We start from the raw sequence: 13,672 nt of genomic DNA, 5'->3' as shown, positions 1-13,672 counted from the left end.
GTCTCACATCTCAAATCTAATACGAATATGAAAGGTATAATCTTAGCTGGTGGCAGCGGTACTCGTTTGCATCCTTTAACTTTGGCTTGTAGCAAGCAAATGATGCCGGTTTACGATAAACCGATGATCTATTATCCCCTATCTACTTTAATGTTGGCTGGTATAAAAGAAATCTTGATTATCTCTACCCCGCACGATCTGCCAAATTTCGAGAAATTATTAGGTGATGGTGCGTCGCTGGGCTGTAAATTCAGCTATGCCGTACAGGCAGAACCCAACGGACTTGCTCAGGCCTTTGTCATTGGTGCCGATTTTATTGGAACAGATAAAGTAGCTTTAGTTTTGGGCGACAACATTTTCTACGGAAATGGGATGTCCAGGTTATTACAGGAAAGTACCAATCCAGAGGGGGGAGTCGTATTCGCCTACCAGGTGGCAGATCCGGAGCGTTATGGTGTAGTTGAATTTGATGAAAACAAAAAAGCGATTTCCATCGAAGAGAAACCTGAACAACCTAAATCAGATTATGCTGTTCCGGGTTTATACTTTTACGACAATGAGGTTGTTGAAATCGCTAAAAATGTGAAGCCATCTCCTCGTGGCGAATATGAGATTACCGATGTAAATCGGGTGTATTTAGAGCGTGGAAAACTAAAGGTAGGTGTACTGAGCCGCGGTACTGCCTGGCTGGATACCGGAACCTTTGCTTCCTTAATGCAAGCTGGTGAGTTCGTACGCATCATTGAAGAGCGTCAGGGCTTAAAAATCGGCTGTATAGAAGAGATTGCGTATCGCATGGGTTTCATTGATGCAGAACAATTAAAAGCCATTGCTACGCCACTGGTTAAAAGCGGCTATGGCAGTTACTTGCTGAAGCAGATTAAGTAAATTTATTAAAAATATTACGCCTATTAATCGCCGATAAATGCAAAAGTGTTTATCGACGATCTATTTTTAGTTGGCTGTCGACTTAGGCATAATTTAATTCTCCTCCAAGTATCGTCATTTCGAGCGAAGTGCAACGTAGTCGAGAAATCTATTTCCAATTTAATTTGACCTAAAGATCTCTCCCCGCCTGTACGGACAGGCCTGTCCGCACAGGCGGACACTTTGCGGTGCTTCGTTCGAGATGACGAGTTTTCGTATAGGAGTCTGTCAATGCTAGCGCAGCGATGGATGTTTAAAATGCATATATGCCATTTTTACCATGCAAGAAATGTAAGTTCATTTAAGCATTGCGCTCCATCCAACGCTGTGTCCTTCGCGCATTCTCTTTGCGTCCGCTGTGGTTAAAAGAATTAAGCTTTACTGATTTATCTTATCTTTGCCCAATCACCGAAGTAAAAATGAATACAAACAAGCAAATTGCGATTATAGGTTTAGGTTATGTTGGGCTCCCGCTGGCTATCGAATTTGCAAAAAAGTATAAGGTTATTGGTTTCGATACGAACGATAATCGTGTCGAAGAGCTAAAACAATTAGAAGACCGCACCCACGAAGCGAATTTAGAAGACCTTAAATTGGTCTGTTCTTCGACGGATAAGCATAGTGGATTAACGTTGAGTGCTAACCTGGCTGATCTGGCCATGTGTACGATCTATATTGTTACCGTCCCCACACCTATCGATCACCTTAAGCGGCCAGATCTGGCACCTCTACTCGCGGCTAGCAAGATGTTGGGTAGCGTACTAAAAGCCGATGATATCGTTATTTACGAATCGACTGTTTATCCGGGCTGCACCGAAGAAGATTGTGTGCCTGTATTAGCGAAAATTTCGGGTCTAAAATATAATATTGATTTCTTCTGTGGTTATTCGCCAGAGCGGATCAATCCGGGAGATAAAATCAATACCCTGACCAAAATAAAAAAGGTCACCTCAGGCTCTAACCCTACGATTGCGATCGAGATCGATCAACTTTACGCTTCCATTATTACTGCTGGTACGCATCTGGCACCTAGCATTAAAGTGGCTGAGGCCTCCAAAGCGATAGAAAATGCACAACGGGATGTCAATATTTCCTTCGTCAACGAACTGGCTTTAATTTTCGACCGTATGGAAATTGATACGGCAGATGTATTAGCCGCTGCAGCCACCAAATGGAATTTTCTCAATTACAAACCTGGCCTGGTTGGTGGACATTGCATTGGAGTTGATCCCTACTATTTGGCCCATAAATCAGAAGCTTTGGGCTACAAACCTGAAGTAATTCTGTCTGGCAGAAGAGTGAATGATAATATGGGCATGTTTGTTGCCAATAAGGTGATTAAGATGTTGGTGGCAAAAGATAAGGTGATTAATGGCGCGAGAGCACTCATTCTGGGCTTCGCTTTTAAAGAAAATTGCCCGGATACCCGGAATACGAGGGTAATTGATATCTATAAAGAACTTAAATCTTTCAGTATGCAGGTAGATGTGTACGATCCCTGGGCCAATGCAGCTGAAGTAGAAGCAGAATATCATATCCAGATGCTGGAAAATAACAATTTCAAACATTATGAAGTGGTTATTTTAGCAGTGGCTCATCAGCAATTTCTAGAAATTGATTACCAAAGATTCAGGGAACAAGGTACTATAATTTTTGATACTAAATCTTTTATCAACAGAGATCTGACAGACGCAAGGTTATAATATCCGAAATAACGCAATATTTATTTACCTATCCTTTACCAATTGTTTACCCTTTCTAGGCACCATGTTAACCCCATGGTTACCCCTGGCTTACCCATTCTTTACCTTTTTATTACCTAAAAGGTAAAGAAACAGTAAACAAACAGCGAATAAAAATTAGTGAATAAGGTAACAAAGGGTTCGGATGGTGTGAGGTTCATTGGTAGGACTGTACTGGAGAATTAAAATAACTGAGAAACTTTGGCGATTACAGATTAAATCATTATTATAAGTCTTACCTTTGTAGAGTTACAAGTTGTTCTTTCGGCATTATTTCTACTTTTTGTCTGTTTTAGTCTACTGCTTATTGATAATTCCAATGAATTAGGTTAGATTTACCTCATTTGATAGACTTTTTTGTAGAGTAGTTCGTTTAATGGATGTCTTCGAATGAATTGAGGTGATTCGTTAACTTTATAGTCAAGCAATTGATTTAATATTTCCTTATAATAATGTTTAACTTTTTTAGTAAAAAAAATAAAATTACTGATATTTCCTGGTTAGGTGTTGATATTCATTCTCATATCCTACCCGGCATAGATGACGGTTCCCCAGATTTATCTACATCTTTGCATTTTGTTAAATCTTTACAGGAACTGGGGTTTGATCAGCTAATCGCTACACCTCACATCTACCAAGAGTTGTATCCAAATACAAAAGAAATAATCTTTAGTGCAAAAGATTCACTACAACAAGAGATGGATAAAGCTAATGTTTCTTTGAAACTAAGCGCTGGTGCAGAGTATATGGTTGATCAGGATTTTAATTTGAATGAACAATTATGTCCCTTAGATTCAAAACACCTTCTTATCGAAATGTCTTATTTGAATGAAACTCCGGGGATTAGTCAAACCATTTTTGATGTAGAAATTAAAGGTTATAAACCCATATTAGCCCACCCCGAACGGTATACCTTTTACTTTAAGGATAAAAGTAAATTAAAAAGATTTAAGGAAAAAGGCTGTTTGCTCCAATTAAATCTGCTCTCTATCATGGGTTATTATGGGAAAGACGTTAAGCAACTGGCAGAGGTTTTGCTAAAGGAAAAAATGTATGATCTGGCAGGAACTGACCTTCATCACAATAAACATTTAAGTACATTAACAGACGCCGTGCAATCTGGAAGATTATATGAGTTTTTGGGAAACTATCCTTTTAAAAATCAGGAAATTTTTGGCTCAATTTATGCTTAATCGAAATCTTTGATTTACATATAAATACTAAATAATTTAAAATTGATTTCTCTTAATTCTAATTTCTAAATAATAACGTTTTTAGATATTACAATTAAATGATTAAGTTTGCAAGCTGTTTAAAATGGTCAATTTCATTTTAGACGGATATATACCTATGAACAAAATAAATAATTCAAAAAGGTGGACAACATTAACAGTTTTATTATTAGCTGTGGTCCTAATTTCTTCCTGTGTTAGTAATAAAAAAATCACTTACTTTCAGGATATTCAAACAGTAAATCAGGCTAAATTGGAGGGAGCAACCAAATATACTGAGCCAACAATTCAAACAGATGACGTTCTTAGTATCAATATATTCACTTTAAATCCCCAAAGTGGCTCCATTGTTAATCAGGCTGCATCTACTCCTACGCTAGGCGGAAACACCAACAACAGCCTTTCAACCCAAAATACAGGTTTTCTAGTTGATAAGAATGGCGAAATAGAGCTTTCCCTTATTGGAAAAGTAAAAGTTGCCAATTTAACAACCTATCAGGCCAGAGAACTAATCCGTGAAAAAGCTAGTGAATTTTACAAACAACCAAATGTTCAATTGCGTTTTGCTAATTTTAAAATCAGCGTTTTGGGTGAAGTGAATGCTCCTTCGGCTTATACTTTACCAAATGAAAAGGTAACTATTTTGGATGCTTTAAGTCTTGCCGGGGACCTAACCATTTATGGTAAAAGAGACAATATTTTAATAATAAGAGATAATGATGGAAAAAAGGAATTCGCAAGGCTAAATTTAAATTCATCTGATATTTTTAATAGCCCATATTACTATTTAAGACAAAATGATGTTGTCTATGTTGAGCCAAACAAGGCTAAAGTTTCGGCAAATAATACACCACAAATACAAACAATAGGCATTATTACCTCAGTGTTATCTGTTCTTGTTTTAGCGTTCTCAACTTTCAAATAAAGATAATATTTAATGAATAACCTGTCTACGAAAAACGTAATCCAAGATAACGGCGAAGAGTCAATTGATTTGAAAAATATTTTTAACAATCTGTTGGATAAATGGATTTGGTTTGTTACGAGTATAATTATTTGTCTTCTTGTAGCTTTTCTATATACCAGATATACTCCGCCTGTATATCAGATAAATGCTAAAATTTTAGTAAATGATAACGAAAAGGGCGGCTCTTTAGGCAAGCAAAGTGGTGCACTTATGGATCTGGGTGGTTTGTTAGGCTCTAAAAATTCTGTAGATAATGAAATCGAAATCTTAAAAACCAGGTTCTTAATGGAGCAGGTGGTGAGACAGAAACAACTTAATATTATCTATTCAAAAAAGTTGGATTTTGTAAGTCGTGAACTTTATGAGGCACCCTTTAAAATAAATATTCTAAAACCCGTTGACACGATCATAACTACCAAACTTTTTATAACGAAGATTAAGGGTGATAAAATTAAAGTGAGTATCAAAAACTTTGAAAAAGAGGTAAGATGGAACGAGCAGATTGCCATAAACGGTGTAGGTATTGTCGAAATTTCCAACAATCAGTTCATGCAGCTGGATGATAAGGAATATTCGGCAATGATAACTTCAGTAGATGATCGTGTAGCCTCGTTAATGTCTCAGCTTACTGTTTCAGTATCCAATAAGCTTTCAACAGTTGTTGATCTTGGATTAGCTTATCCCCTGCAAAATAAAGGAGAGGATATTTTAAATACTTTAATTGAGAAATATACGGCTGCCAATTTGAGTGATAAAAATGCAATAGCCGATAGTACTTATAAGTTTATAAAAGAAAGACTTAATGTTATTGCTTCCGAACTTGGTGATGTAGAAAACCAGGAGGAAAACTTTAAAGAGCAAAATAAGTTAGCCGATATGAGCGAGCAAGGTAAACTGCTAGTTCAAAATACCGGTAATTTCTCAACTGAGTTAGCCAAAATTGAAACACAGGTAAGTATTTTGTCGGAACTTGAATCTTATCTTAGAGATGATAATAAGAGCAAAAGAATATTCCCTTCAGCATTAATCCCATCAGATATGGTTTTTAGCGATTTAATGGGGCAATACAATGCTTTGTTAATTGATAGGGAAAGACAGTTAATGAGTGTAACAGAACAGAGCCCGTTTATTCAAAGTTTAGATGCACAAATTGCAGGTTTAAGAAAATCTATTTTATCAAATATTCAGAGCAGTAAGCAATCATCAATTTTAACCAGAAATAGATTACGTAAGCAGTTAACAAATGCCGAGGGTCAGATTTCGGGTGTACCTAAAATAGAGAAGAATTACTTGAAATTGGCCAGAAACAAGGGAATTAAACAAGAACTCTATATATTTTTAATGCAGAAGGCTGAAGAAACGGCAATTTCCAAAACTTCTAATATTTCTATAGCAAAAACCATCGATCCGCCAAAGGCTCAGGTATACCCGATTAGTCCTAAAAAGAAAGTAATATATCTTGCAGGTCTTATTGCGGGATTGGTTTTTCCACTTATCGTTATATTTGGAAAAAAACTACTTAGTACCAGCATTAACACTAAAGATGAAATTACAAATCTGACAAGGGTACCTGTTATTGGAGAGATCAGTCACAATACGTCATCCGATAACCTAATTGTAGCTAATCAGAGCCGGTCTGCAATCTCTGAACAATTTAGGGCTTTAAGAACAAATCTCTCTTTCTACCTAAAATCCAAGAATGAAAAAGTAATACTGCTAACCTCAAGTATGAGCGGTGAAGGTAAGTCATTCACTGCGATTAATCTTGGTAATATTCTTGCCTTGGCCGGCAAGAAAGTGGTATTGATGGAGCTTGATTTAAGAAAGCCGGGATTATCCGCTAAACTTGATATTTCTAATGATGTGGGATTTAGTAATTATACGATTAACCCGGATCTTAAGGTTAAAGATATTGTAAAACCATTATCTATAAATAACAATATGTTTATCATCTCTTCCGGCCCTCTGCCACCTAATCCTGCAGAGACATTGATGAGTGAAAGTACCAAAACTTTGATAGCAGAATTAAGGGAGCAATTTGATTATATTATTATGGATGCGCCTCCTATTGGAATTATAACCGATGCACAGCTTCTATCAGAATATTCTGATGCAATTTTATATCTGGTTAGACAAAAAGTAACACAAAAGAACCAACTGAATATTGTAGAAGAACTTTACAGCAGTGGAAAAATGAAAAATATGGGTATAGTGGTTAACGATATTATTAGTAAATATTATGGTTATGGCTATGGTTATGGAACTTATGGGGAAAATATTCAACAAGGTTTCATGGCAAGAATAAAAAATATATTTAGGTAGATTTTAAAAAAAAAGGGAAAATGAAAATTGCATTAATTACCGGTATCACAGGTCAGGATGGTACATATTTAGCTGAACTATTGCTTGAAAAAGGATACATGGTTCATGGAATTAAAAGAAGAAGTTCTTTATTTAATACAGAACGTATCGATCATTTATATCAAGATCCTCACGATGAAAATGTAAGGTTTAAACTACACTACGGAGATCTTTCCGATTCTACTAACTTGATTAGGATTATCAAGGATGTTCAGCCTGACGAAATTTATAATCTTGGTGCAATGAGCCATGTTAAAGTAAGTTTCGATACCCCTGAATATACAGCAAATGCTGACGGTATTGGAACGCTTAGGCTTTTAGAGGCATTAAGGATTTTAGGTTTAGAGAAAAAAACTAGAATCTATCAGGCGTCAACATCAGAATTGTATGGATTGGTTCAAGCCGTTCCCCAATCAGAAACGACACCTTTTTACCCACGATCGCCATACGCTGTCGCTAAAATGTATGCTTATTGGATTACCGTAAACTACCGCGAAGCCTATGGTATGTTTGCATGTAACGGTATTTTATTTAACCACGAAAGCCCATTGAGGGGTGAAACTTTTGTTACCCGTAAAATTACCCGCGCAGTTGCAAAAATTGCTCAGGGCCTGCAAAAGAAATTATTTTTAGGAAATCTTGACGCTGAACGTGATTGGGGGCATGCCAAAGATTATGTTGAGGCGATGTGGAGAATCTTACAACAGGACATTGCAGAAGATTTTGTAATTGCAACAGGTGTTACCACTCGGGTGCGTGAGTTTGTACGGATGGCTTTCGCAGAAGTTGGAATTGTAATCGATTTTAAAGGAGAAGGTGTTGATGAAAAAGGATATATAGCTGCATGTAATCACCCAGATTATCAATTAGAAATCGGATCAGAGGTTGTAGGTGTAGATGCTGCATATTTCAGACCTACAGAGGTAGATTTGCTTATCGGCGATCCAACAAAATCAAAAACTAAATTGGGTTGGGAACCAAAGTATGATTTAGCTGCATTAGTAAAAGAGATGGTGGCTGCAGACGTGGAACATTTTCACAAACAGAAATTACTAAAATCTCATGGATATAAGATCAATAATCAATTTGAATAAGATGATTTAGAGCTTCTCGTATTTTTATAATGAGTGAATTGATATCTGTAATAATGCCGGCATATAATGCTGCACGAACAATTGAAGAAGCAGTATTATCGGTTATTAGCCAAACTTACAAAGAGTGGGAGTTAATAATTGTTATTGACGGTGGAACAGATGCAAGTTTAGACATTGCTAACAAGCATGCAGCTACAGATCAACGGATAATTATCGTCGATCTGGATAAAAATGGAGGACTTCCAAATGCCAGGAACAAAGGTTTCGAGGCATCGAAGGGAAAGTGGATAACTTTTCTGGATTCAGATGATGTTTGGAATGAAACCAAATTGCAAAAGCAATATGAATTTCATCTAGCACATAAGGAATTTGAAATCAGCCACACCGGTTTTTCATTTTTTTACGACGATGTTCAAAAGCATTTTAAAGCTGATTTTATTTCAAAACATCTTTATCATTACAGTGGCGATTTAATACCCCAGTTACTTTATAAGAACAATATTGGGGTATTAACTGTTATGATGGCCAGACAGGTATTTGTTGAAGCCGGGCAGTTCAACACTAATCTGAAAACATTTGAGGATGTTGATTTGTGGATAAGGGTTGGACTAAAAGGTTATCGATTTGGATACATCAAATCTAGCCTGGCATTTTACAGAATTAATGCAAATGGAATATCCAGGAATATTTCCAAGTATAAAAAAGCTTATAACGTATTTATTAAGCTTTACGCTGAATTAGCAAAGGAAAAAAATGTAAATAATAAGGTCTGGGAAAATTATTACAGATACTTTGGTACTGAATTTTATAAGATGGGTTTGTTTAAACTATCCTACTTATATTTTAGCAAGTCGATGTCGCTCGCTTCATTCAATATTAAAACACTTACCACATTAGTTTATATGCTTCTCGCCAGTGCGAGAAATTTAACTTCCAAATAGCTTATGCAACATGTTTAGTATTCTTAGTATAAAAACAAGACTAGCCTCTATAAAAAACGGATTAGGGGGACGTACCAAGGCCGTTGTATATGGATCTGGACTCATGGCGCTTGGAACATTGATTAGTACAATCACCAGGGTTGTTTTGATCGGAATTTTAGCAAGAATTTATACAAAAGATCAGTTTGGGATGTGGGTTGCCATAACATCGGCAACTGCTGTTATGGCAACTTCTGATTTTGGATTAGGAAGTTCTTTAAAGAATAAATTGGCAGAATTGAGGGCTAAAGGGAACGCTGCAGATGATGAAGCAAGAGAATATTTTTTATCTGTTTTCTACTTCTTTCTGGTGGTAGCAACGGTTATTTCGTTATCTCTTATCTTTTTTAGAAATCAGATTCCTTATGGCGAAATGTTTAAAACAGCCGATCGTAGCTTAAAAATTGAAGGAAGGAATATTTTAATCGCTGTGCAGATTATTTTTCTTTACGGAATCCCTTTGAGTATAGGCTGTCCAATGTTTTTTGCCTACGGCGAATCAAAATATGTAGCTTTTCAAAGCATCTGCATTGGTATTCTGAGTTTAGTGGTAATTGCGGCCCTCGCGTTTTTCCATTCTAGTGTTACCGTTACTGCGATCACATTTTTTCTCATTTCAATTTTGGTTAATACAACAGGTACAATTCACTTTTTGATCAAAAGAAAGTGGAATATACTTGACGTTAAGGCAAAATTTATTTGGATCAAGGTGAAGAGTTTGCTCATACTGAGTTTAACATTTGCTGCTTTTCAAATTGCTGGGGCTTTTATCTATAATGCAACAACATTAATTGCAACGGCAAATCTAAGCTTAGCTAATGGTGCCGAAATTAATCTGGTTCAGAAGCTTTATACATTCCTGATTACGATTTATTTAAGTTTTTATAACCCAATTTGGGCAGGGTTTGCAGAAGCAATTAACGAAAAACAATGGGAATGGTGTAGAAAGGCATTAACCAGAATTATTCAGTTTACATCACTGGTTTTTATTTCTGGCGCATTATGTTTTACTTTTTTTGGGAACTTTTTTTTACAAACCCTGGCCGGTAAAGGATATGTTAGTAACCAATACCTCTTTTTATCTATGGGGCTTTGGGCACTTTTTTATTCACTTTATTCTATGGGCTCTGCATTTTTAAGTGCCTTAGGTAAAGTTAAACTAATTACGTTTTCAACAGGTGTATTTGCATTAATTTATATTTCTCTCGGAAATTGGAGTAGTAAGGTATATGGAATAAACGGCATTTCGATCGTGTCTTGTAGTATTTTTTTCATTTTAGCGGTTGTAACATTCTGGCAGGCCTTTTTCCTACTGAAAAAGAGAATTGCCGCACAGGCCTAATTACCATAATATATAAATGCACAAAAGAATAATGATGAACAGAATTGATAATAAATCTTTACGCTTAATTTTATCTTCTGCTCTTGTCTTATTTTTTATTTCGGATGCACTAAATAAATATTTCCAGGTTAAATATGCGCTGGCAGTTGAGGATGGAGACGTTTTTAGTAACACCATCAGTGTATCAATATATGTAAGGTTCTTATTCGAACTTATTTTTCTGTACAGAATATCAACCAGGTTTAATAAAACTGCATTAAAAGGGGTTACCTTAATGGGATGGCTTTTTGCTATTTTCATTTTTGGGCAAGTAATATTTCTTTTTAACTACAATAACCCTGATTTTAGATTCGGATATCAATTGACCCTTTTTAATAAATATATATTTGTATTTATTGTTTATTATGCCATATGTGACCTTGTCGATTATCAATTGCTTATAACAAAAACATTATCAATATTAGGTAATATCTATATCGCAAATTCAATATTAATATTCCTGGGCGCAACTTTTAATATTACTTTGTTTAAATCCTATTTCACTCAGGATTTTAGATATGGATATGACGGACTTATCCCCGCCATAAATGAAGCTACTTTATTTTATATGATTGGGGTATCTTATTTTTACTTCAACTATATCAATAAAATACAGAAGATATATCCATTGTTATTGTGTACCGCTGCATCATTGCTATTGGGTGCAAAGGCGATTTATTTATTCTTATTTATACTTGCCATTTATCACATCTTTTTCAAAGCGAAATTAATATATAAATTTATTTCCCTTGGATTTCTTGCTTTGCTTGCGTTTGGTCTTTTTACCTTCTTAATTAGCGAAGAAAATAGTTACCTGTACGAGTACTTTATATATAAGTACGAAGAAAACGGATTTTTAGATGCGATAACCTCAGGAAGGAGTGCATATATCTATACCAAATTCTTTGATAACTTAGAAATTTGGAATCCCGTCAATTATTTATTCGGGGGTACCGATCAATTAAAATTTATGATTGAGATGGATTTCTTTGATGGATTTTTAATTTTTGGATTCGTTGGTATAGTCATTTATTTTAGGTTGTATTTCATAACGCTTTTCAGGGATATTACCCTTAAAGATTTTAGATTATTTTTTTGTATTTCGTTTTTTCTGCTTGCGTTTTTGGTAGGTCACTTTTTTGCGAGCGCAATGAATTCATTATACTTAAACCTGGTCGTATTATACTTTTACAGTAAGGAATCGGATATTAAAAATTTAACCATTTTAAAGATTGAACAAAATGCTAAATAAAGTCGATTTCTTAGGTTACGATTTCATTTCTGCTGAGCATGTAGATATAGTTGCTCAACATATTATTAGAGCGCTTGATCAAACTTCTGATCTTAAATATCCAGTTATTTTTACGCCTAACGTAGATTATCTTGTTAAATTAAACAGGCCTGAAAATTTTTATTTAAACGAAAAGTTAGTAAAGTCTGAATATATACTTCCAGACGGACAGCCAATTATCTGGGCGGCTAAGTTAAAAGGTAAAAATTTAAGGCACAGGTTGGCGGGGAGCGATTTATTTTTAAGCTTATTTACCCTTACTACCCAAAATAAAATCGCAACGCTTTATCTTACTTCTGGTATAAAGGTAAGCAACTATTTTGAAGTTAATGATGCCTATTGTAAAACCTATACGCTCCCGTTCTTCGATCAGAATGATAATGTGGCTTTGGATAAAATTGTATCAGATACTGCAAGATTGATAATAGATCATGAAATTAAGATAGTATACATTGGAGTGAGCTTTCCCAAACAAGACGTGCTGGGTTTCCGTATTTTAGATGAGTTAAAGAAACAGGGAATTAAAAAGCTACCTACAGTAGCGTTTTTGGGAGCAAGTTTAGAGTTTAAAGCTGGGCTGAAAAAACGAGCCCCCGAGTTTTTTAAGAAAGCTGGACTCGAATGGTTTTATAGGTTTGTTAATGAGCCTACAAGACTGTTTAAGCGATACTTTATCGATAGTTTTGGTTTTTTTAAGGTACTTATTCAACAAGGTAAAAAATAAAATGATGAAAGATAAAAGAATAAGCGTAAAATTAACATTCCCCCATGAATGGCCTCTTTTTCGGCAAACGCCAGGTGGGCTGGGAAAGTGGGAAAATTATGATTTCTTTTTAAATGATGATATTGTAGAATGTGATTTTTGGGTTATTTTCTCTAAATATAACCTGAAAAAAACAAAGGCTGTATGTGCGAAAACAAATGTTATTTTTATGCCTTGCGAGGCGTATTCCATTGAACGGTTTAGCAATCGGTTTTTAAAACAGTTTGCTCAGATCATAACCTGTCAAACAGAGATAAAACATCAGAATAAAGCACTCGATCTTGCCGGGCACCCCTGGTTCGTTGGTAAAAGTTATGACGAACTTATCAAATTAGAAAGTGTAAAAAAAGATAAGAAGATTTCTTTAATTACATCCAATAAAGTACAAACTGAGGGGCATAGAAAAAGATTGGATTTTGCAAATAAATTAAAGGATCATTTTAAAGATAAAATAGATCTATATGGTCGTGGAATCCGTGATTTTAACGATAAATGGGATGTGCTGGCACCTTACGAGTTTTCGATTGCCATTGAGAACGACAATTGTAATGATTGGTTAACGGAAAAGTTTTATGATTGTCATCTGGCATATACTTTCCCTTTTTATTATGGCTGCCCAAATGCCGAAACTTACTTCGATGAAAAATCATTCTGCAGGATCGATATTGATGATTTCAAAAATAGTGTGGAGATAATTGAAAATGTGTTGTCAATTGATAATTTTTATGAGGAGAATATTCAGCATTTAAAAACTGCAAGAGAATTGTCGTTAAATAAATACAACTTATTTCCTTTGATTGTAAAATACCTTGAGAAGATGAATCCCCATGCACAAAAATCGGAAATAATGGTAACTCCTGAATCAAGAATACTCAAATGGCTAAACATTTAATATTAATAAAAGATGTTTAATTTTATTAAAAGATTTATCAGG

11 protein-coding genes are annotated in these 13,672 nt (G+C 35.2%); all 11 read left to right on the top strand.

Annotated features, from left to right (window positions below; translation table 11 throughout):
• Positions 1–27: 27 nt before the first annotated feature.
• Positions 28–888, top strand: a complete 861-nt coding sequence (gene rfbA, locus QZ738_RS02425) for a glucose-1-phosphate thymidylyltransferase RfbA (protein ID WP_293784023.1) — start codon at positions 28–30, stop codon at positions 886–888.
• Positions 889–1,346: 458 nt separating this feature from the next.
• A complete protein-coding gene (locus tag QZ738_RS02420; protein WP_293784020.1) occupies positions 1,347–2,630 on the top strand; it encodes a nucleotide sugar dehydrogenase in 1,284 nt (427 codons plus the stop codon).
• Between the two features lie 491 nt (positions 2,631–3,121).
• Positions 3,122–3,862: a CpsB/CapC family capsule biosynthesis tyrosine phosphatase gene (locus QZ738_RS02415; RefSeq protein ID WP_293784017.1), complete on the top strand. Its 741-nt coding sequence runs from the start codon at positions 3,122–3,124 to the stop codon at positions 3,860–3,862.
• Positions 3,863–4,019: 157 nt separating this feature from the next.
• Positions 4,020–4,826 carry a polysaccharide biosynthesis/export family protein gene (locus tag QZ738_RS02410; RefSeq protein WP_293784014.1) on the top strand — a complete coding sequence of 269 codons (807 nt, stop codon included), beginning with the start codon at positions 4,020–4,022 and terminating at the stop codon, positions 4,824–4,826.
• Positions 4,827–4,838: 12 nt separating this feature from the next.
• Entirely contained in the window at positions 4,839–7,190 is a 2,352-nt protein-coding gene (locus QZ738_RS02405; RefSeq protein WP_293784011.1) for a tyrosine-protein kinase, read from the top strand.
• Positions 7,191–7,210: 20 nt separating this feature from the next.
• Positions 7,211–8,323 (top strand): GDP-mannose 4,6-dehydratase, encoded by a 1,113-nt coding sequence (gene gmd / locus QZ738_RS02400; RefSeq protein ID WP_293784008.1) that lies wholly within the window; start codon positions 7,211–7,213, stop codon positions 8,321–8,323.
• 29 nt (positions 8,324–8,352) lie between these two features.
• Positions 8,353–9,264 carry a glycosyltransferase family 2 protein gene (locus tag QZ738_RS02395; protein WP_293784006.1) on the top strand — a complete coding sequence of 304 codons (912 nt, stop codon included), beginning with the start codon at positions 8,353–8,355 and terminating at the stop codon, positions 9,262–9,264.
• Positions 9,265–9,274: 10 nt separating this feature from the next.
• On the top strand, positions 9,275–10,645 hold the full coding sequence (locus tag QZ738_RS02390) for a hypothetical protein (protein ID WP_293784004.1): 1,371 nt from the start codon (positions 9,275–9,277) through the stop codon (positions 10,643–10,645).
• A 31-nt stretch (positions 10,646–10,676) separates the two neighbouring features.
• Entirely contained in the window at positions 10,677–11,936 is a 1,260-nt protein-coding gene (locus tag QZ738_RS02385) for a hypothetical protein (protein ID WP_293784001.1), read from the top strand.
• Positions 11,926–12,699: a WecB/TagA/CpsF family glycosyltransferase gene (locus tag QZ738_RS02380; RefSeq protein WP_293783998.1), complete on the top strand. Its 774-nt coding sequence runs from the start codon at positions 11,926–11,928 to the stop codon at positions 12,697–12,699. The genes QZ738_RS02385 and QZ738_RS02380 overlap by 11 nt, the downstream gene beginning before the upstream one ends.
• A 1-nt stretch (position 12,700) precedes the next feature.
• A complete protein-coding gene (locus QZ738_RS02375) occupies positions 12,701–13,630 on the top strand; it encodes a glycosyltransferase family 10 (protein ID WP_293783995.1) in 930 nt (309 codons plus the stop codon).
• The last annotated feature ends 42 nt before the right edge of the window (positions 13,631–13,672 follow it).

The sequence above is a fragment of the uncultured Pedobacter sp. genome (genome assembly GCF_913776295.1).
Taxonomy (GTDB): Bacteria; Bacteroidota; Bacteroidia; order Sphingobacteriales; family Sphingobacteriaceae; genus Pedobacter.
The sequence above is the reverse complement of the archived record's forward strand: the minus strand, read 5'-3'. Positions and strand labels throughout refer to the sequence as shown.

Coding starts and splice junctions, on each gene's coding strand:
- rfbA (WP_293784023.1), top strand. CDS start 28: ATGAAAGGTATAATCTTAGCTGGTGGCAGCGGTACTCGTTTGCATCCT.
- QZ738_RS02420 (WP_293784020.1), top strand. CDS start 1,347: ATGAATACAAACAAGCAAATTGCGATTATAGGTTTAGGTTATGTTGGG.
- QZ738_RS02415 (WP_293784017.1), top strand. CDS start 3,122: ATGTTTAACTTTTTTAGTAAAAAAAATAAAATTACTGATATTTCCTGG.
- QZ738_RS02410 (WP_293784014.1), top strand. CDS start 4,020: ATGAACAAAATAAATAATTCAAAAAGGTGGACAACATTAACAGTTTTA.
- QZ738_RS02405 (WP_293784011.1), top strand. CDS start 4,839: ATGAATAACCTGTCTACGAAAAACGTAATCCAAGATAACGGCGAAGAG.
- gmd (WP_293784008.1), top strand. CDS start 7,211: ATGAAAATTGCATTAATTACCGGTATCACAGGTCAGGATGGTACATAT.
- QZ738_RS02395 (WP_293784006.1), top strand. CDS start 8,353: ATGAGTGAATTGATATCTGTAATAATGCCGGCATATAATGCTGCACGA.
- QZ738_RS02390 (WP_293784004.1), top strand. CDS start 9,275: ATGTTTAGTATTCTTAGTATAAAAACAAGACTAGCCTCTATAAAAAAC.
- QZ738_RS02385 (WP_293784001.1), top strand. CDS start 10,677: ATGATGAACAGAATTGATAATAAATCTTTACGCTTAATTTTATCTTCT.
- QZ738_RS02380 (WP_293783998.1), top strand. CDS start 11,926: ATGCTAAATAAAGTCGATTTCTTAGGTTACGATTTCATTTCTGCTGAG.
- QZ738_RS02375 (WP_293783995.1), top strand. CDS start 12,701: ATGATGAAAGATAAAAGAATAAGCGTAAAATTAACATTCCCCCATGAA.